16 protein-coding genes are annotated in these 19,534 nt (G+C 68.1%); 9 read left to right on the forward strand and 7 right to left on the reverse strand.

What is annotated here, in order from left to right; translation table 11 throughout:
* Positions 1-63: 63 nt before the first annotated feature.
* From NGH83_RS01970 to NGH83_RS01980, 3 genes are read right to left on the reverse strand one after another with little or no spacing between them, the layout of a single operon-like run.
* The gene (locus NGH83_RS01970; RefSeq protein ID WP_251857397.1) at positions 64-1,221 is read right to left on the reverse strand and encodes a glycosyltransferase family 1 protein; all 1,158 of its coding nucleotides are present in this window, start codon (positions 1,219-1,221) and stop codon (positions 64-66) included.
* A gap of 47 nt (positions 1,222-1,268) precedes the next feature.
* Positions 1,269-3,272 (reverse strand): DUF6541 family protein, encoded by a 2,004-nt coding sequence (locus NGH83_RS01975; RefSeq protein WP_251857398.1) that lies wholly within the window; start codon positions 3,270-3,272, stop codon positions 1,269-1,271.
* Positions 3,269-3,706 (reverse strand): GtrA family protein, encoded by a 438-nt coding sequence (locus NGH83_RS01980; protein ID WP_251857399.1) that lies wholly within the window; start codon positions 3,704-3,706, stop codon positions 3,269-3,271. Before NGH83_RS01980 ends, NGH83_RS01975 begins: the two co-directional genes overlap by 4 nt.
* Positions 3,707-3,778: 72 nt before the next feature.
* Between NGH83_RS01980 and NGH83_RS01985 the strand changes: the two genes are divergently transcribed.
* The 7 genes from NGH83_RS01985 (at position 3,779) to NGH83_RS02015 (ending at position 11,795) form a co-directional block, all read left to right on the forward strand.
* A complete protein-coding gene (locus NGH83_RS01985; RefSeq protein ID WP_251857400.1) occupies positions 3,779-4,546 on the forward strand; it encodes a glycosyltransferase family 2 protein in 768 nt (255 codons plus the stop codon).
* Complete coding sequence (locus tag NGH83_RS01990) at positions 4,543-6,057, forward strand: hypothetical protein (protein WP_251857401.1); 1,515 nt, start codon at positions 4,543-4,545, stop codon at positions 6,055-6,057. Before NGH83_RS01985 ends, NGH83_RS01990 begins: the two co-directional genes overlap by 4 nt.
* Positions 6,058-6,184: 127 nt before the next feature.
* Entirely contained in the window at positions 6,185-7,117 is a 933-nt protein-coding gene (locus NGH83_RS01995) for a glycosyltransferase (protein WP_251858425.1), read from the forward strand.
* Positions 7,110-7,973, forward strand: a complete 864-nt coding sequence (locus NGH83_RS02000) for a glycosyltransferase (RefSeq protein WP_251857402.1) — start codon at positions 7,110-7,112, stop codon at positions 7,971-7,973. Before NGH83_RS01995 ends, NGH83_RS02000 begins: the two co-directional genes overlap by 8 nt.
* Before the next feature lie 51 nt (positions 7,974-8,024).
* Positions 8,025-9,182 (forward strand): UDP-galactopyranose mutase, encoded by a 1,158-nt coding sequence (gene glf / locus NGH83_RS02005; protein WP_371872725.1) that lies wholly within the window; start codon positions 8,025-8,027, stop codon positions 9,180-9,182.
* On the forward strand, positions 9,179-11,179 hold the full coding sequence (locus NGH83_RS02010) for a glycosyltransferase (protein ID WP_251857404.1): 2,001 nt from the start codon (positions 9,179-9,181) through the stop codon (positions 11,177-11,179). Before glf ends, NGH83_RS02010 begins: the two co-directional genes overlap by 4 nt.
* A 19-nt stretch (positions 11,180-11,198) precedes the next feature.
* Positions 11,199-11,795, forward strand: coding sequence for an HAD-IIIA family hydrolase (locus NGH83_RS02015; RefSeq protein ID WP_251857405.1), 597 nt, complete (start codon positions 11,199-11,201; stop codon positions 11,793-11,795).
* A gap of 1 nt (position 11,796) precedes the next feature.
* Here NGH83_RS02015 and NGH83_RS02020 read toward each other — a convergent pair whose 3' ends face one another.
* The 4 genes from NGH83_RS02020 to NGH83_RS02035 all read right to left on the reverse strand — a co-directional run bounded on the left by NGH83_RS02020 (position 11,797) and on the right by NGH83_RS02035 (position 16,151).
* Complete coding sequence (locus tag NGH83_RS02020; protein ID WP_251857406.1) at positions 11,797-12,336, reverse strand: SIS domain-containing protein; 540 nt, start codon at positions 12,334-12,336, stop codon at positions 11,797-11,799.
* A 71-nt stretch (positions 12,337-12,407) separates the two neighbouring features.
* Positions 12,408-13,892: a D-glycero-beta-D-manno-heptose 1-phosphate adenylyltransferase gene (gene rfaE2 / locus NGH83_RS02025; protein WP_256470115.1), complete on the reverse strand. Its 1,485-nt coding sequence runs from the start codon at positions 13,890-13,892 to the stop codon at positions 12,408-12,410.
* 63 nt (positions 13,893-13,955) lie between these two features.
* Entirely contained in the window at positions 13,956-14,798 is an 843-nt protein-coding gene (locus tag NGH83_RS02030) for a glycosyltransferase family 9 protein (protein ID WP_251857407.1), read from the reverse strand.
* A gap of 411 nt (positions 14,799-15,209) precedes the next feature.
* A complete protein-coding gene (locus tag NGH83_RS02035) occupies positions 15,210-16,151 on the reverse strand; it encodes a glycosyltransferase (RefSeq protein WP_251857408.1) in 942 nt (313 codons plus the stop codon).
* A gap of 355 nt (positions 16,152-16,506) precedes the next feature.
* On the opposite strand from NGH83_RS02035, the gene NGH83_RS02040 reads away from it, so the two are divergent.
* Positions 16,507-16,803: a hypothetical protein gene (locus tag NGH83_RS02040; protein ID WP_251857409.1), complete on the forward strand. Its 297-nt coding sequence runs from the start codon at positions 16,507-16,509 to the stop codon at positions 16,801-16,803.
* On the forward strand, positions 16,800-19,475 hold the full coding sequence (locus tag NGH83_RS02045) for a hypothetical protein (RefSeq protein ID WP_251857410.1): 2,676 nt from the start codon (positions 16,800-16,802) through the stop codon (positions 19,473-19,475). The genes NGH83_RS02040 and NGH83_RS02045 overlap by 4 nt, the downstream gene beginning before the upstream one ends.
* The last annotated feature ends 59 nt before the right edge of the window (positions 19,476-19,534 follow it).

A 19,534-nucleotide genomic window follows, 5' to 3' on the forward strand; every position in this document is an offset into this window, starting at 1 on the left:
AGCGTGCGCTATGGGCCCAGGGTCGAGTAAGCGGAGTGCACCGAGACCATTCCGCCGCAATGGTCACAGGTCGGCGTGGAGTTGCCAGACGCGCTCCGCCGAGTCGCGCCAGCTGAATGCCCTTGCTCGATCGCGGGCTTCGATGCCGAGACGCTCGAGCAGGGCGGTGTCGCCGACGGTGTCCGCGATCGCCTCCGCGAGACGCTCCGCGTAGTCGTTCACGCCTGCTGCGCCTGCGTCGGAGCGGTCGACCTCGACGCCCGCGCCCGCGACGACCTCGAGCAGAGCCGGGGCATCCGAGTGCACCAGCGGGCGCCCGAAGTGCAGTGCCTCGACAGCGGTGAGGCCGAATCCCTCAAGCACGCTCGGCACCACGACGACGGTGGCGCGCGAGAACACGACCGCCAACTCCGCGTCGGGCAACGGGTCGAGATGGCGGATGCGGCCCTCCGGCGCACCCGACTCGAAGATCGCGCGCTCCACCGACTGTTCCCGCCAGGTCGACGGACCCACGTGCAGCAGCGGCAGGTCCGGGAACCGCGGCGAGGCGGCGGCTCGGAACAGCGACTCGATGCCCCGGCGCGGGTCAAGGGTGCCGACGGTCAGTGCGTACTCATCGGGCAGCTGCAGGCGCTCTGCGATCGCATCGGCCTCCGCGGCGGTAGGAACCGTGAGGCTCGATGAGACCGCGCCACCGATCACTCGGATGCGGTCGCCGAAGTCGATGAACCGCGACAGGTCTTCCGCCACAGCATGGGTCGGCACCACGATCGCGTCGGCGTGCTTACGCGCCCGCTTCGCCATGCGGCGCACCCACGGCTGATTCGGGTCGTTCGAGTCGGGGAACAGCCACGGAGCGGCATCGTGGATGGTCACCACCGTCTGCTCGCCGGGGGTCTCGTGCCGGTCGTGCCTCGACAGGGGCGCGAGCAGCGTGGGGGAATGGATCATGCCGCCGAGCGGGCGGGTGGTGAAACCGCTCTGCCAGGCCAAGGCGAGCTCGCGGTGCCCGAGGCTCGTGTGGTGCACCTGTTCGAGCTCGGGCAGACGCTCCGCAAGGGCGTCCCGCTGGGCGTCGTCGAGCGCCGACGCGATGCCCTCGACCTCGCAATCGGCGGGTGCGTTCGCTATCAGGGCTCGGGTCAGCTCGACGCTGTAGCGGGCGGTGCCGCGCGGGGAGCTCGTGAGGGCCGGGTCGACCACCACTCGTAAAGTGACCACCGCTCGAGCCTATCCATGCAGGCCTGAAGGCCCACGGAGCGACGTGCTCAGTCGCAGGCGGAGATGCGGAACAGCCGGCTGCCGCCCTCTTCGGCGACGAGGGTGAATCCGGGCGCATCGGCGGCGCGCGAGATCGCCGCGAACTCCTCGGCCTGCGGATCCCCGTTCCAGAGGAGGCCATCGGAGGCGAAGAGATAGTGAGCGTCGAGTCGGTCGAGAGCGGCGCAGATCGCGGGGTCGAGGCTCACCCTGTCGACCCAGAGGCGCACGAAGTCGCGGTCCTCGTCCCACTCGCCGGTGAGGTGCGGGAACAGCGACTCTCGTCCTCCGATCGCCCAGGTGAGGGTCGACCCGTTCCACGGATCGCCGACGATCACGGATCCGGGGGGTGTCAGTTCGGCGAGGCGGCCGAACAGCGCGACCTCGTCGGTGTCGAGCAGTCGACCGTCCTTCTGCGCGGCGAGCTCGTAGTTGCGCGCGACCGCGTCGCGCATGCCGCCCAGGGTCGGACCGAACCAGCTCGCGACAGTGACGACGACGAGGACCACCGACGCGGCGATCAGACCGCCGCGGCGACCCCACCGCCGCACCCGGGCGAGCGATGCGGTGAGCGTTGCGGCAGCGGCGGCGAGGAGCGGCGGTGCGAGCACGCCGAGCAGCGCGAACAACCGGAACTTGTCCTTGTACCAGAAGCCGGTCGCGAGCTTCGCGAAGTCGGAGTTCGACCCGGCGGCGAGCGCGTAGAGCACGACCGTGAGCAGATACGCGACCGCGGCCCAGCGAAGCCCCTTCACCCGGAACGCGAGGACGAGCGCCACGAGGATACTCGCCGCCAGCACTCCCGTCACGGGCAGGGTGCTCTCGTCCGGCCCTGACGGCGGCGCGAGCAGCAGCCCCTGCAGCAGCGACTCCCCGAGACTCTGCCGAGCCGTCGCCGGTCCGCCGTTGAGGCGATCGGAGATGGGCCTGACGTCTGCGGCGAAGTAGCGGAGCACCGCCATGCTGCCGATCGCGGCGGCCGCTGCGGTCGCGACGACGACACCCGCCAGGATCACGATCGTGCGACGGCGCCGTGCCGCATCGCGCAGCTCGCCGCGAGCCCACGACGCGAGGGCCGCGACGAGCAGCGGCAGCACCAGCAGGGCGAAGCTGATGAGGGAGCGCGGATGCGCGAAGACGCTCGCCGCCAACCAGACGGCGACGAGGAGCACAGGCAGGACGACTTCGCGGGAGGCGACCCGCCGGAGCACCAGCACGGCGAGAGCGAGCCCCGCGGGCAGCAGGGCGTAGGCGAGTCCGGTCGGGTAGAGGACGCCCCACTGCAGCAGCAGGTACGGCCCCGCCGCCGTCAGCGACCCGGCGAGGGCCCCGACCACCGGCACGACGACTCGGACGCGCTGAACGGGGACCACGACGGCCGCGAACCACGCGCTGCCGAGCGCGAAGACGGCGCCGGTCACCGCGATCCAGACCGCGCTGGTGGCGAGCCCGATCGACGAACCGGTCATCTGCACCACGAGCGCGACGATCGCGTGCCACGCGGCGGGATAGAACTCGATGCCGTCGCCCGGATGGGTCATCCGATACAGATGGAACGAGGACGCGTCGCCGGTCTGCAGCACGGAGGCGACGGCGTTCAGGTGGAAGACGCCGTCGTAGGTCTGGCTGACCAGATCGGGGGATGCGACCGAGCCGAAGGCGATCGCGGCGGTCGCGATCGTGGCGACAAGGGCTGCGCCGCTGACGAGCAGCAACGGCCCGCGCGCGAACCCCTCGCGGAGGGCGGGGGAGGCGGGCAGCCATCGCCCGGCGGCCCACGCGAGAGCCGCGACGACGACGGTGGCGACGGCCACGGTGGGGATTCCGAACGGCACGCCGATCGCGCCGGTGACCACAGCGGCAGCCCCGATGATCGCGAGGGAGACAGGGGCGGAGAGCGCGAGAAGAGCGAGTCCGCGCACGCGGGCGAGGAAGGCGGCGACGCCGCCGGGGATCACGAGGATGAGGACGGCGACCAGCACAGCCGGCACCACGGAGATCCACTCGCTCACGACGCCCCCTCCTGTGCGGCGGCGGCCGCGGCGACCGGCTGCTCGCGGAAGACCACGGAGTGGTAGAGCACGAACCGGAGCACGACCACGATGCCGATGCTCACGACGTTGACGGCGTTGACGACGAGCGGCCCGTCACCGAGCAGCGCGGTGCCGAGCGCGACGATGCCCGCACCGAGTGCTGTGCAGACGACGTTCACGGCGATGAAGAGTGCCGCCTCCCGTCCTCGATGGCCGCGAGGCCTGCCCCGGAACGCCCACTCGCGGTTGCCGACGTAGGCGCTGATCAGCGCGACAAGCGACGACACGACCTTCGCGGCGACAGGAGACCAGCCGAGACCGACGAGGAAGAGGTTGAACAGCGACAGCTCGATCGCCGTGCTGATCGCCCCCACGAGCAGGAAACGAGCACCGGAATGTAGCAGCGTCCGCATGTCTCCCCGCCGCTCGATCGCCTCCCTTACGCTACTACCAGTCGCCCACCCGTGGGCCCTGGGAGAGGTTGCATGGACATCGCGGTCGTCATGCCGGCGCATAACGAGGCCGAGGGCATCGGGGAGTTCCTCGCCGAGATCGAGGGCTCGCTGGCGGGCCGGTTCGAGCATCTCTACATCGTCGTCGACGACTGCTCCTCCGACGAGACGGCGGACCGCGCGCGCGCCGCGGCCGCGGCCGGCGGCTTCTCCGTCGACGTCATCCCCAACCCCCGCAACCTCGGGCACGGGCCCAGCGCCCTGCGGGCCTACCGAGCCGGGCTGACGACCGCGGCCTCCGTCGTCGTGCACGTCGACGGCGACGGGCAGTTCCGCGGCGAAGACGTGCTCGCGGTGGTGCAGGCGCTCGACGGCAACGACGTCGTCCACGGCATCCGACGCGGCCGCACCGACGCGTGGTACCGGCGAGTGCTCACCGGAACGCTCGGCGCGGTGATCCGCAACCTCGCGGGCGGGCAGGTGTTCGACGCCAACACGCCCCTGCGCGCCTACCGACGCGAGGCGCTCCGCTCCGTCTGCGACGAGGTGCCGGACGATGCGCTCGTCCCGCACGTGCATTTCTCGGTGCTCGAACGCCGTCTCGGCCTCCGAGTCGTCGGCGTCGACGTCGACAGCCTCCCGCGACGGGGGAGCACCAGCACGGGCACCATGTGGGGTCGCGCGCGATTCCAGCACCTGCTGCCGCCCGCCCGGCTGGTGAGCTTCACCTCGCGCGCCGCACGGGAACTCTTGACCCTCAACCAGAAGGGCCGGCGCGCGGCCGTCGAGACCCTTCCGTGACGACCGCCTCCGCAACGGCCGCTTCCACGCCGGCTCCCGCTGCGCGCCGCCATGCCGTTCCCGCGATCGCCGCCGCCATCGCGGTCGGGGCCGCGTTCACCGCCCTCGTCGTCGCCGGTCTGCTGCGCACACGGCTCTGGGAGGACGAGGCGTACAACCTCTCCGTGCCGCTGAACCTCGCGCTCGGCCGCGGCTACCTCAGCGCGGGCATCCTGAACGACGGCGTTCCCGCCCTGTTCGATCCCAAGGTCTCGACGGGACCCGCGGTGCTCGCGCCCATCGCACCGCTGATCGCGGCCGGAGTGGACCCGGTCACCGCCGGACGACTGGTCGGCGCCGCGTTCGCCCTCGCCCTCGCGGCGGGGCTTCTCCTCTTCGGCAGACGCATCGCCGGAATGTGGGGCGGCATCGCCGCCGTCTCGGCGCTCGTCCTCTTCACCGCCGCCGACTCGGCATCCCCGATCCAGGGACTCACCGACGTGTTGGGCGAGCTTCCCGCCGCCGCGTTCCTCGTCTTCGCCGTGCTGACGCTCCGACGCCACCCGCTCGCAGCGGGTGCGCTCATCGGGCTCGCGTTCGAGAGCAAGAATCTCAGCGTGTTGGCCATCCCCGCCCTCGTCGTCGGCGCCGTGCTCTCCGGTGACGCAACGCGGCAGCGGATCCGACATGTGCTGCTCCTCGCCGCCGGTGCCGCCATCCCGGTCGCGGTATTCGAGATGGTGCGCCTCGTCGCCCTCGGCCCTGGCGGCTACCTGACCTCGGTGCGCGCGCTCGGCCGCTTCCTGCTCTCCGGGGGGCAGAGCGGGTTCAGCTCGCCGTGGTGGGAGAAGGCGGGCGCAGCGCTCGCCGCATGGTCGCTGCCCGCCTGGGTGCCCGCTATCCTGCTCGCCGCCGCGATGGCGGTCCTCGTCGTCGCGCGCCGGTCGCCGCTACTCGGACGCGCGCTCGGGCGGGTGCGGATCGAACTGATCGTTGTCGCATCGCTCTTCGTGCTGTGGACCGTATGGTGGTGGGTCTCGTCGAGCACCCCGGTGTGGGTACGTCACCCGGCGCCGGCGCTCGTCCTCGCGGGAGCCGTCGTGGCCGCTCTGCTCGTGCTCGCCGTGCGCGCCCTCGCGGCCGGGCGCCGTGCGTCGCGGATCGCATCGTGGAGCGTCGCCGTCGCGCTCTGCCTCGCCGTCGCGGGAGGCGCCGTCGTGCGGCTGGCCGACGTGTACGACCCACGCCGCGAGAGCCTCGCCCAGCAGCGTGCCACCGCCGAGGCCATCGCCCTCGACGACGGAACCGACCGTGTCCACGGCTCGTGGGGCCCGCCGGTGAGCATCGCCTTCCTGCAGGGCAAACGTCTCGTGCTTCCCGGCGAGGGTGGTGGGCAGGACGGCGTGTGGACGTTCCCGCCCGGAATCGACGACCTCGTCGCGGGCGGCGACGCAGTCGGCGTCGAATCGTGCGCCGACCCGGTCGAAAACCGGGGATACCGCTCGTGCCTTCTTCGCGGCGTCTCGGGCTGACTTCCGAGCGAACGCCGCGAGCTCCCGGCCCGCCGGTGCGGGCGACGCCCGTGGGATGGCCTCCCGGTAGAATCGCACGGTCATCGACCGCTTCGCGCACGACCCCGGAGGATCCGCCATCTCGAAGATCGTCGCCGTCGTCGTCGCCTACAACCGGCGCGAACTGCTCACCGAGACGCTGAAGGCGCTGCTCGGACAGAGCCGTCCGCTCGACCGGATCGTCGTGGTCGACAACGCCTCCGACGACGGATCGGGCGAACTCGCCCGCGAGATCGCCCCGCAGGCCGACGTCGTCTCCCTCTCCCGCAACACCGGCGGTGCCGGGGGCTTCGCCGTCGGCATCGAGCGCGCCGTCTCCGCGCACGGCGCCGATTACGTGTGGGTCATGGACGACGACACCGTCCCCACCGCCACGGCCGCCGAGGAGCTCGAGGCCATGGCGAAGCGCCTTCCGGGCGCCCGGCTGCTCGCCTCACGCGTGGTGTGGACCGACGGACGCGACCACCCCATGAACACGCCGCGCCCGTGGCGGCTGCGATCCAAGCGCGTGGACGAGGCGCTCCGCGGCGTCGACGGCTTCCCGTTCCGCTCGGCCTCGTTCGTCTCGCTCTTCATGCCCGCCGCGCTCGTGCGCACGCTCGGGCTGCCGATCGCCGACTACTTCCTCTGGAACGACGACTTCGAATACTCGACCCGTCTCGTGCGGGGCGGCGTCGGCGTGTACTGCGCCCGCAGCGTCGTCGAGCACCGCACCAAGGCGTTCGGGGACACCGCCGTCGACCCCGGCGAACGCTTCTACTTCGAGGTGCGCAACAAGATCTGGATGTTCCGCCATTCGCGTTCGCTGTCGCTTCCCGAGAAGGGGCTGTACGGCGGCGCGACGCTGCTGCGTTGGGTCCGCACCTACCTGAACTCGCCGGGGAGAGCAGTGCTCCGATCGGCGTTCACGCGCGGGGTGCGCGACGGGTTCCAGGCGCCGCCGCGGTCGAACGCGGAGGTGCTCGACGGCTTCGGCGAGGTGTCCGACGCCATCGCACGCTTCGAGGCGAGTCGTGGCTGACACGGCACCGTTCTCACTCCTGCTCCCGGTCTACCGCGGCGACGATGCCCGATTCCTGCGCCGCGCCTTCACCAGCTCGGTGCACGACCAGACCCTGCGCCCCGACGAGGTCATCGTGGTCCGCGACGGGCCCGTCCCCGACGAGGTCGAAGCGGTGCTGCGCGATCTCGAGACCGAGTCGCCGGTGCCCACCACCGTGCTGCGTCTGCCCGATAACATCGGCCTCGCCCATGCGCTGCGCAAGGGACTCGCCGCCTGCACGCACGAGATCGTCGCCCGCATGGACGCCGACGACATTTCCCTGCCCGAACGTTTCGAGCGTCAACTCGCCGCGATGACCGCCGACGGCCTCGACATGGTCGGCGCCGGCATGTTCGAGTTCCTCGAGGACAACGGCAAGGTGCTCGGTAGGCGCACCCCGCCGTCGGGGCTCGAACGCATCCGCAGCTACTCGCGCTTCCACGACCCCTTCAACCACCCGACCGTCGTGTACCGCAAGCAGGCCGTGCACAAGGCGGGCGGGTACCAGGAGCTCGGCCTCATGGAGGACTACTGGCTCTTCGTGCGGATGATCCACTCCGGCGCCATCGTCGACAACGTGCCCGCGCCGCTGCTGATGTACCGGGTCGGGGCCGGGGCGTACCGCCGCCGCGGCGGCTACAAGCAGTTGGTCGCCGAGCTGCGCCTCCAGCGCGAGTTCCGGCGGATCCACTTCACCACCCGCCGGCAGATGCTGCGCAACATCGGCATCCGGGCCAGCTACCGTCTCGTCCCCGTGGGCATCCGCCAGGTGATCTACCGGGCTTTCATCGCCAATCCAGGTGCCCGCAAGACCCGCTCAGCACGGGTCGAATAGGGTTTAGCGTCGTCCCGGAGTCTTCCGGGGCAGTGAGGAAACTTCGTGGACGTGGATCTGCTGATCGTCGGGTCGGGCTTTTACGGTCTGACCGTCGCCGAACGGGCTGCCGAGGAACTCGGGCTGCGCGTCGCCGTCATCGACCGCCGCTCCCACATCGGGGGCAACGCGTTCAGCGAGAACGAACCCGAGACGGGCATCGAGGTCCACCGGTACGGCGCCCACCTCTTCCACACCTCCAACGAGACCGTGTGGGAGTACGTGAACCGCTTCACGCGCTTCACCGACTATGTGCACCGCGTCTACACCGACTACCGCGGCGAGGTCTTCCCGCTGCCGATCAACCTCGGCACCATCAACCAGTTCTTCCGCTCGGCGCACGGCCCCGACGCGGCCCGCGCCCTGGTCCGCGAGCAGGCCGGCGAGGTCGACTCGGCCGCGGTGCGCAACCTCGAGGAGAAGGGCATCTCGCTGATCGGGCGCCCGCTCTACGAGGCGTTCATCCGCGATTACACGGCCAAGCAGTGGCAGACCGATCCGCGCGAGCTGCCCGCCGAGGTGATCAGTCGCCTCCCGGTCCGCTACAACTACGACAACCGCTACTTCAACGACACCCACGAGGGCCTCCCGGTCGACGGGTACACCGCGTGGCTCGAGCGGATGGCCGACCACCCGCGCATCCAAGTCCACCTCGACACCGACTTCTTCGACGGGAGCCAGCCGTACAACAAGGCGGCGACCGTCGGTCAGCTGCCCATCGTGTACACCGGGGCGGTCGACCGCTACTTCGACTACGCGCAGGGCGAGCTGTCGTGGCGCACACTCGACTTCGAGCAGGAGACCCTCGCCACCGGCGACTTCCAGGGCACCCCGGTCATGAACTACGCCGGGTCCGACGTGCCGTACACGCGGATCCACGAGTTCCGCCACTTCCACCCGGAGCGCGACTGGTACCCGAGCGACAAGACCGTGATCATGCGCGAGTTCTCGCGTTTCGCTACCCGTGAGGATGAGCCGTACTACCCGGTCAACCGCCCGCAGGACCGCGAGCGACTGCTCGGCTATCGCGAACTGATGAAGGACGAGAAGGACGTGCTGTTCGGCGGCCGGCTCGGCACCTACCAGTACCTCGACATGCACATGGCGATCGGGGCGGCTCTCTCCGCCTTCCAGAACAAGGTCGCCCCGATGTTCGGAGATCGCCCGTGAACGCCCTGTCGACGCTCCTTCAGCGAGTCATCTTCCCGAGGGACCATGACCCGGCCCTCGTGCCCCTGTACGTGGACGCCGATCATTGGTCGTCTCTGCCCGTTTACCGGGATGAGAGGACGATCCGTTCCGAGCGCGGCTTCGTGCACGACGAGCAGGAGAATTCGATCCTCCGGCTCTCGGATGACACGCGCACCAGCGCCTTCATCGGCGACGGCGGATTCGCCGTCGAGGGCGGCCGACACGTGTCTTTCGGGTCCTACTTCAACGCATTCCCGGCCGCCTACTGGAACCGATGGACAACGTTGAAGGCCGTGGACCTCCGGATCCGCACTTCCGGGGCAGGACAAATCCTCGTCTATCGATCCAACGCCCGCGGGATTTCGCAGAAGGTCGAGGCTCTGACGGTCGATGGGGAGATGGAGTCGACTTTCTCGCTGGCGTTCTCGAATTTCATCGATGGGGGATGGTATTGGTTCGACCTCGTCGCGGCGTCCCGCGGGCTCGTCCTCGAGGAGGCTGCATGGCATGCCCCGGTAGGAACGGAGCCGACGCGCGGAACGCCCGGCTCCACGAGCGTTGCTATCACCACGCTCAATCGCGGGGCGTACTGCACCAAACTGCTCGCCGATATCGGCGAGCGTTCCGACATTACCGACCTGATCGACACCGTCTACGTCGTGGACCAGGGAACTCAGAAGATCCGAGATGCCGAAGGGTTCGAGCGTGCGTCGACGAGTCTCGGAGACAAGCTTGTCGTCATCGAACAGGCCAATGTCGGAGGATCCGGCGGCTTCTCCCGAGGCATGTACGAGACGATCAAAGCGGGTCGATCGGACTACGTCCTGCTTCTCGACGACGATGTCGCGGTGGAGCCCGAAAGCATCCGCCGCGCTGTCCGATTCGCTGACTATCTCCGCGCGCCGGCCATCGTCGGGGGCCATATGTTCGACATGTACGACCGAAGCAAGTTGCACGCATACGCCGAGGGAGTCGAACGTTGGAACTTCATGTGGGGGCCGACCTCACCGGATCGTCACGATTTCGCTCGGTCGAATCTGCGTCAGACGCGGTGGCTGCACCGTCGGATCGACTCGGACTACAACGGCTGGTGGATGTCCCTCATCCCGGTGCAGGTACTGAAAGAGGTCGGACTCTCCCTCCCGGTGTTCATCAAGTGGGATGACGCCGAATACTCTCTGCGTGCCCGTGATGCCGGCTATCCGACCGTCACCCTGCCTGGCGCCGCGGTGTGGCACGTTTCCTGGGTCGACAAGGACGACAGCCAGGATTGGCAGGCGTTCTACCATGCGCGCAACCGGTTGGTCGCCGCTCTGCTCCACTCGCCGTTCGCCAAGGGAGGCGGCCTCGCCCGCTCGAACCTGGCCATCGACTTGAAGCACCTGCTGTCGATGCAGTACTTCGCCGCGGAAGCACGACGCCACGCCTACAGTGCTGTCCGCTCAGGCCCGGAGAACCTCTGGGACGAACTCCCCACCCGCCTCGGGAAGGTGCGTGCGCTGTCGTCGAAGTACGTCGACGGTTCGGTGATCAAAGACCGAGAGGCTCTCCCGCCCCTCGGTTCCCCTAGGGGGGCCATCGAGCCGCGTCGCAACAATCCTCCCCGAGCGGTCATGATCATCTGGCTCGCGAGGAGCCTCGTTCGCCACGCCTTGCAGCCGGCGTCCGCTGCCGACAACCTCGCGCCCCAAGCGCACCTGCCCTTCTCCGATGCCAAGTGGTGGGTGGTGCCCGGATACGACAGTGTCCTGGTATCGAATGCAGAGGGGTCGGGCGTGGTTTGGCATCGACGCGATAGGAGGACCTTCCTTAGCGGCGTTCGGCGCGCTGTCCGAGACGCAGCCCTCCTCCGCTCGCAGTGGACCGAGCTCCGGGGCCGGTATCGTGCGGCCCTGCCGGAGCTGGTCAGTGTGGAAGCGTGGGGAAGGTTCTTCGCTTCCTCGCCTCCTGCACCCGAGGCGGAGAGGCGCAGCTGAACACGGTGAGCGTGCATACGTGAGCGATTCCCGGATCGAAGCTGCTGTCCGAGACCGGGACGGGAAAGCATGGTGCCTGTTCATCGATCGCGATGGTGTGATCAACACCCGGATCATGGATGGTTACGTCCGCTCCTGGGAGGAGTTCGACTTCGAGCCCGGAGCGCTGGAGGCCATCGCGAGCCTATCCTCGTGGGCACCTCGGGTGGTCATCGTGACCAATCAGCAAGGCATCGGCAAAGGCGTGATGACCATGGCCCAGCTCGCCGCGATCCACGATCGGATGCTCGAGTCCATCACGGCGGCGGGCGGTCGAATCGATGAGGTGAGGTTCTGTCCCCACCTGGCTCGCGTCGGATGCGACTGCCGTAAGCCGAACCCCGGCATGGCTCTGTCATATCTGGCCGCGCATGACGAGCTCGACCAATCGTTGTCCGTCATGGTCGGCGACACCGATTCGGACATGGAGATGGCGCGTCGTCTCGCTCTCGCAACCGGGGGAGCTATCAGCGTGCGCATCGACACGACGGAGGACCTCAGCGCTGATGCGACGTTCGCCAGCCTCTCGGAGTTCGCAGGAGCCGTGAGATCGGTCCGCGGCGGCGACCGTCTGTGAATTACTCGGTGGAATACCCGAGTTCGTCCTCGATGGACTGCATCAAGGAGTGGATGACCACGAGTTCGGACTCCTGAATGCGGTCGGCCCATCGGCCGGTGCCAAGCGCGATCGCAACGTCGGCGACGGACGCGATCGCATTGTCGCTCGTGCCGGAGGATGACACCACCGTTCCGCCCGCAGCCTTCATCGCCTCTGCTGCGCGCAGCACGTTGGCCGACTTACCGCTCGTGCTGAGAGCGAGGAGCACATCACCCGGACGAGCCAGAGCCTCGATGAACTTCGAGAATACGAACTCGTAGCCGTAGTCGTTCGCCACGCACGTGAGATGTGAGGGATCGGAGATGGCGATCGCCCGAAGTGGGGGGCGGTCGCCTCGGAAACGGCCGGTCAGCTCCTCTGCGAAATGCTGCGCATTCGTCATCGAACCGCCGTTACCGCACGCGAACAGTGTTCCCCCCTGTCGTAGGGAGGTGGCCATCACCGTCGCCGCTCGCTCGAACGCCTCGATGAACTCGGCATCCTCGGCGAGGGCGGCCATCCGGCGTGCGTTCTCAGCGAGGTTCTCTTTGATGACACTCATGCTGCTGATCCTTCCATCGCTATTCGACCTCAGCCGCGTCGGACCTGCTGGCCCTGCGACAGGCGTGTTGTGGATACGCCGTCGAGCAGAGTGACAATGTGGACGCGCCCGCCCCACGCTTTCGCGTCGTCGCCGCCCACCACCTGGTCGGGGCGGTAGTCGGATCCCTTCACGATCACGTCGGGCTTGATCGCCTGGATCAACTCTCGAGGGGTGTCCTGCTCGAAAACGGTGACGAAGTCGACGTAGCGGACAGCCTCGAGTACAGTCATCCGGTCGCTCTGAGGTTGGAGCGGCCGCGCTGGACCCTTGAGCCGGGCCGTCGAGGCGTCCGAGTTGACTCCGACAACGAGAACATCGCCCAATGCTCGAGCCTCCTTGAGCAACGCGACGTGGCCCGCATGCAAGAGGTCGAAGACACCGTTCGCGAAGACGACACGCTTGCCCGCCTGCTTCTCCACGGCAACCAAGCGGGCGAGCTCGATCCAGTCCTCGATGGTGCTCGGGCGTTGCTCGGGTGACAGCTCGACGAGTAGTTCGTTCAGCAGATCTGCGCTGGTCACGATCGCAGTACCAGGGCGTCCGCAGGCGATCCCCGCTGCCATATTGCCCACCTGCACCGCTTGAAGGTTCGAGAGGCCGCTCGCGAGCGCGGCGGCGATGCCGGCGATCATCGAGTCGCCCGCGCCTGAGACGTCAGCGACCAGCCGTGCGCGGGTCGGGATGCGCGTGCGGTCGTCGCCCTCGATGACCTCGACCCCGACGGCGGAGAGCGAGACTGCCAGCGCGCCGATCCCGTCGACCTGCAGCCGCTGCGCAATTCGATCGAGGGTCGCCTCATCAGGGCTCTCTGCATGCAACCCAGCCATCTGCAACGCTTCGGCGAAGTTCGGCTTGACGATGGAGGCACCCCGGTACTTGCGGATGTCGGAGGATTTCGGGTCGACGACCACCGGGATCGAATGGCGCGAGGCGGAGGCGATGATCCTCGCCACCAGGTCGTCGGTCAACATCCCCTTGGCGTAGTCGGAGATGACGACAGCAGTCGACTCGGGTCGGCTCAGCAGGGCCTCATCCAGCGCCGCCATCACGGAGTCCGCTCCCGCAGAGTCGAGCTCGACCGTGTCTTCACGGTCGACTCGGACGATCTGCTGCTGCCCCGCCACCACTCTCAGCTTCTCGATCGTCGGGGCGGCTCCCCGCTGCACGGATTTTGCGGTAACACCGGCATCGTCGAGAAGTCGCTTCAACTCGGCTCCCGCCTCGTCGTCCGCCCAGGACGCGATGAGAGTCGTGGTCGCCCCGAGAGCGGCGACGTTGATCGCCGCATTGGCGGCGCCTCCGGCGACGCTGCGGTCCTCCCGTACCTGCATCACGGGAATCGGAGCTTCGGGTGAGATCCGATTCACCGTCCCATTCACGTACCGGTCGAGCATCGCGTCCCCGATGACCACGACGTGTGCCGTGTCGAAGCCGAGGATGTGTTGAGGCGAGATCGGCGAGATATCAGGCATTGAGAAATCCAGACGTGGGACGAGCGGGATTGACGCGATCCGACCGAACGAGAGTATCCGATCTCACTCGCGGCCGAGTTCGAGCAGATGCTCGGCGGCGGCGACGGCTTCCACCGCATGAACCGCGCGGATGCAATGGGGTTCGCTGGCGGTGCATTCGTCGGTGCAGCCCTCGGCGGGGTGAGGCGGCTGCAGAACGACGCTACGGCGAGACCAGGGGCCGAAGCGCTCGGGGGCGTTATCGCTCCACGGTGAGCCGTTCGCCGGATGGCAGGTGACGACGATCGTGGCGACATCGAGGCTGCTCGCGATGTGCTGCAACCCGGAGTCGTTGCCGAGGAACAGCTGGCATCGGGAGATTGCCGCTGCGCTCTCGCTGAGAGTCAGTCTGCCCGCGAGATTGGCAGCATGAACCCCCTGGTCCGCGAGCCGAGTGACCAGCGCGCCGGCCCGCCCGATGTCCACGTCGCCTCCGAGCACTTGAACGGCGAGCGACCGCGATCGGGACAGTTCGGTGAGCGTCTGAACGAGCTCCTCCGTCGGCCATTGACGCTTCGCGTCGCGGGCGCCGATCCCCACTCCGACGATCAGGTCAGATCGAGTGCTCAGTTCGGCAGCCCGGTCTGCCTTCCCGCGGTCGCTGGCGTTGAAGAGGGCATATCCGACCGCAGGGTCAGGACGAGGCAGCCAAGGCACGCCCAGGTGCTCGGCCACTCGCCGCAGCTGCTCGACAGACAGCATCGGCGAGTCGCCGCGCGCGATGACGTCGGTGAGTAGACGCGTCTGCTCACCGAGCCATATCGGTTCACGCTCGGCTACAGGCGCGAATCCGACGACGGAACGCGCGCGGGACGCTGAGGCGAGATAACGCAACGGCGTGTCGTCGAAATCCCACCGAGGCAGCACGGCGAGGTCGTAGCCGCGTAGCCCGAACCGGCGGAGCGCTTGACGTGCGGTGAGGAGCTGTCGCTTGAGGGCCGACCCCTCGACGACGGGGGACCAGGGGATCACCCGGTCGACGTAACCGGCGGCATGGAAGATGGTCGCCGGTACCGGCTTCACGACGAGGTCCAATCGAGCTTTCGGCCATTGGGCGCGCATCGACGCGAGCAGGGTAAGAGTCGTAACAGTGTCCCCGATCTCGTCGCTCCGCAGGACCAGTACGCGTCGTGGGGTGAAACGCGCGTCCCACGCACGAGGCCGCCACGAGCCGAACAACCTGGCGTACGCGGAGGGCGATAGCGGGTCTCGATGACGAATCGCGTTGATTCGCCATTCGATCCGCTGCAGGAGGCTCTTCATCGTGCTACTCGCTCCTCAGCGTCGACGACGCCAGAGATCGACCAGGAACCGCGCCCCATGGGAGAACGGTCGCAGGACGGAGGTCTCGCGTCGGAGTTGATTGACCAGGTTCGTGTACCGCTTGTCCAGTTCTTCGATTCTCTCGCCGAGCCGGCGTTCGGATGCCGCGATCGCGAGAGGGAGGGCAGTACCGTGCTCGTCGATCCATTGCGCGAGCGCTCGGTCGCGGACAACGGCATCGTCCCGAGCATGCTCTCCTGACAGCTCGAACATGCTGTTCGCCGCTGCTCCTCGAACACCGGGACGCTGCGTCCATAGTGCGAGCGGGCGGGCCGACAGGTATCCGATCTCCCGATGGGGTAGGACGCGGAGGTAGAAGTCCCAGTCCTCGACTGCGTCGAGAGACTCGTCGTACCCACCGAAACGGTCATGCAGCTCCCGCCGGTAGAGGAACGAGATCGGCACGATCCGGTTGACGACGAGCATTTCGCCGAGCGAAATTCGGCTCATGCCCTGCCAGAAGGGGGCTCGGCCGCTTTCCGTCCAGACGCCGTTCCGGAGTTCCTCGTAGACGATCGTGGTGGCGGCCGACACGCCGCCAGCGTCGGGGTGGTTCTCGAGCCACCCCACCGTGTCCGCAAGGAAGTCGGGATCCCAGAGATCGTCGTCGTCGTGCAGAACCACGAACTCGCTCGCCGCCGCAGCGACGCCCCTGTTGGCCGCCGCGCAGCGGCCGCCCTCTCCTGGAGGCAGATGGATCACTTCTGCTCGGTCGGCGTGCTCCCACGATTCGACGACATCGTCGACGGCGGAGGTGGCACCACCATCGTTCACGACGATCACCCGCCACTCGGCAGATGTCTGGGCGCCGATGTCTCGGAGAGCTCGAGCGAGGAAAGCGGGTCGTTCTTTGGTGCGAACGATGACGCCGACGCGAGGAGGCACGACTCCCAGCATAGGACGAGGGAGATCACAGCCGATCGAGGTGGCGCCGCAGCACGGCAGTTCCGTGCACGCGGCGGCGTCCGTGTCGCTCGTCGCCGCTCACCATGACTGCGTCAATACTTGAGAGGTGAACCAAGGTGCAGGCAGATCGACGCAACCCGGCAGACGTCGAGGACCGAGTTCGTTGGCGCAGAACGCTGTCCCGACACTGCTCGCTATGAGCCTGCTGCTGACCGGTTGCGCTGCTTCTGCGCCGTCGCCCACCTCCTCGTCGGCGTCGCCGAGCGCCGCGGCGCAACCGACCCCGGCGCGCACATCGGCTCCGACTCCGACGGTGACCGACTCCGTTGAGCCGGAGCCTGCTCCCGTGACCGACGGTCCTATCACGGTGACCATCGTCAACTGGGGCGCCGATGGTCGTACGCTTTCGGCGTCCGGACTCGTGACCGGCACCGACGACGCTGATGGCGTCTGCACTCTCACTGCACTCGCTGCCACGGGCGAGTCGCTCACCGGCACCGTCGCCCCGATCGCGACCCCGGAAGCGGTCAACTGCGGTGTTATCGATATCACGGCTCCGGCGGGTGAGTGGACCCTCGTGCTCGCCTACGAGTCGCCCAGAGCTAGTGGGAAGTCCGCTCCCCTCGAGGTGGTTCAGCCGTGATCACGCGTTGGAGCCGATCGAGGTCGTTCGCGGCGTCCGCCGTCGTCGTCGCCCTCGGGGTTGTGATCGGACTCCTTACCGCGGTTGCGCCTCAGAACGCTCCGGCGGCGTCCGCTGCGAACGCGAGCGACTTTCAGCCGGGCTATCTGATCTCCGACTACAACTTCTTCGACTCGGGGTCGATGACGGCGGGGGAGATTCAGAACTTCCTGAACTCGAAGATCTCGGGATGCCGCGGCAGCAACGGGATGCCGTGCCTCAAGGACTATGTCGCTCAATCGACCCCTTCGCTCAGCGCGAACTCGTACTGTCGAGCCTTCCCCGGGGGAACAATGAGCGCCGCTTCGCTCATCGCCGCGGTATCGCAGGCGTGCGGGATCAGTCCCAAGGTGATTCTCGTCATGCTGCAGAAGGAGCAGGGGCTGGTCACCGATACCGCGCCCACTCCGCGGTCGTACTCCGCTGCATTGGGGCAGGGGTGCCCGGACGGCGCCGCTTGCGATCCCAGCTTCGCGGGCTTCTTCTACCAGGTCTACGGTGCCGCTCGCCAGTTCCAGATCTACATGCAGAATCCGCGGTCGTTCAGCTACCAGCTGGGTTGGAACAACATCCTCTATCAGGCGACACCCCCGGACACCAACCGTGTCTGCGGCACCAGGTCCGTGTACATCCAGAACGACGCCACTCGCGCCTTGTACGTGTACACCCCGTACACGCCCAATCAAGCGGCCCTCAACAACCTGTACGGCACCGGCGATTTCTGCTCGGCGTATGGCAACCGGAACTTCTGGAGGCTTTACACCGACTGGTTCGGCGACCCGACGGGAAGTCCCGTCGTCGGCGAGTACGCCAAGGTTTGGGCCGCCATCGGCGGTGCGTCCGGGCTGCTCGGCGGACCGACGGGCATCGAAGAGTGCAACGGGCGATACTGCCTGCAGACGTTCCGCGGCGGCACCATCTTCTGGTTCCCCGGTCGAGGCGTCTTCGCAGTGCCGTCGGTGGTCGAGGGCATCTGGCGCAACCTGGGCTTCGTCGACGGTGCGGCGGGTGCACCGACGGGAGTCGTCGTCTGCGAGTCCGACGGAACCTGCACCCAATCGTTCGACGGTGGCGTCATCGCGGCGGACGGCAACGGCGGTTCGCTCGTCGGTCGTCACCTCGAGTCGGCATGGCTGGGCAACGGAGCGATCCGGCTCGGCGGTGCACGAGGCCCTGAAGTCTGCGCTGATGGCCGCTGCGCCCAGCTCTTCGCGCGAGGTGCGCTCTTCTCGGGCGGCCCTGCCACGGCCGTCACCGGGGCCATCTTCTCGGCCTGGAACTCAGCTGGACTCACCTCGGGCCAGCTCGGGTATCCGATCGCCAATGCGGTGTGCTCGTCCTCCGGTTGCACGCAGACCTTCGGTGGCGGCCTCATCGCATCGGCCGGGGGACGAGCCGAGGTCGTTCCCGAGCCCATCGCCACGAAATATCTGGCGCTCGGCGGACCGGCTCGACTCGGAGGCCCCGCGGGTCCCGCGGCCTGCGATTCCGCTGGGGCCTGCAGTCAGACCTTCGGTGGCGGGCGGATCGACGTGACCGCACAGGGCGCCGCAGTGACCGAACGCTGGTTCCTCGAAGCGTGGGCGACGGCGGGATACGAGCAGGGCAGGCTCGGTCGACCGCTCGCGGATATGACATGCTCCCCGGCGACCTGCTATCAGTCCTTCGCGGGCGGGATCCTCTCGGGTTCACCGTCTGGCAACGTCGTCGCGGTGTTCGGCGCATACCGGGATTCGTGGTTGGCGGCGGGTGGTCCGTCCGGTTCGCTCGGGCTGCCGTTGAGCGGCGAGTCTTGCAATGGTCGTGACTGTTCGCAGCCCTTCCAGGGTGGTGTCGTGGTGTGGACTCCGGCGAACGGCGCGGTGATCGTGTCGAGCTGGTTCGTGTCGCCATGGCAGTCGCAGGGGTCGGGTCTCGGCCGCCTTGGGGCGCCGGTCTCGGGTATGGTGTGCGAGCCGGCGACCTGCTATCAGTCCTTCGAGGGAGGGATCCTTTCGGGTTCGCCGTCCGGCGCGATCCTTCCGGTGTTCGGCGCGTATCGGGATTCGTGGTTGGCGGCGGGTGGTCCGTCCGGTTCGCTCGGGCTGCCGTTGAGCGGCGAGTCTTGCAATGGTCGTGACTGTTCGCAGCCCTTCCAGGGTGGTGTCGTGGTGTGGACTCCGGCGAACGGCGCGGTGATCGTGTCGAGCTGGTTCGTGTCGCCATGGCAGTCGCAGGGGTCGGGTCTCGGCCGCCTTGGGGCGCCGGTCTCGGGTATGGTGTGCGAGCCGGCGACCTGCTATCAGTCCTTCGAGGGAGGGATCCTTTCGGGGTCGCCGTCCGGCGCGATCCTTCCGGTGTTCGGCGCGTATCGGGATTCGTGGTTGGCGGCGGGTGGTCCGTCCGGTTCGCTCGGGCTGCCGACTCGTGCAGAGGCATGTCGCGTCACGTGGTGTGACACGGAGTTCCAGCGCGGCGTGATCACCTGGACTCCATCGATGGGGGCGCTCCCCGTCGCGCAACCCGTCTTCGGTCGGTGGAGCCAGGCCGGCGGCGTCGATGGCCAATACGGACTTCCCGTGGCTCCCGCGGTCGCGAGCGGAAACGCCGTGACTCAGCAGTTCCAGCGGGGGACCGTCTCGGTGAGCGGATGACTGCGCCCGTGCGCTCGATCGGGGCCGTCTTGAGGTCGACGTGGCGCAGAGCGCGAGCG

This window comes from Herbiconiux sp. L3-i23, from assembly GCF_023734115.1.
Lineage (GTDB): Bacteria > Actinomycetota > Actinomycetes > Actinomycetales > Microbacteriaceae > Naasia.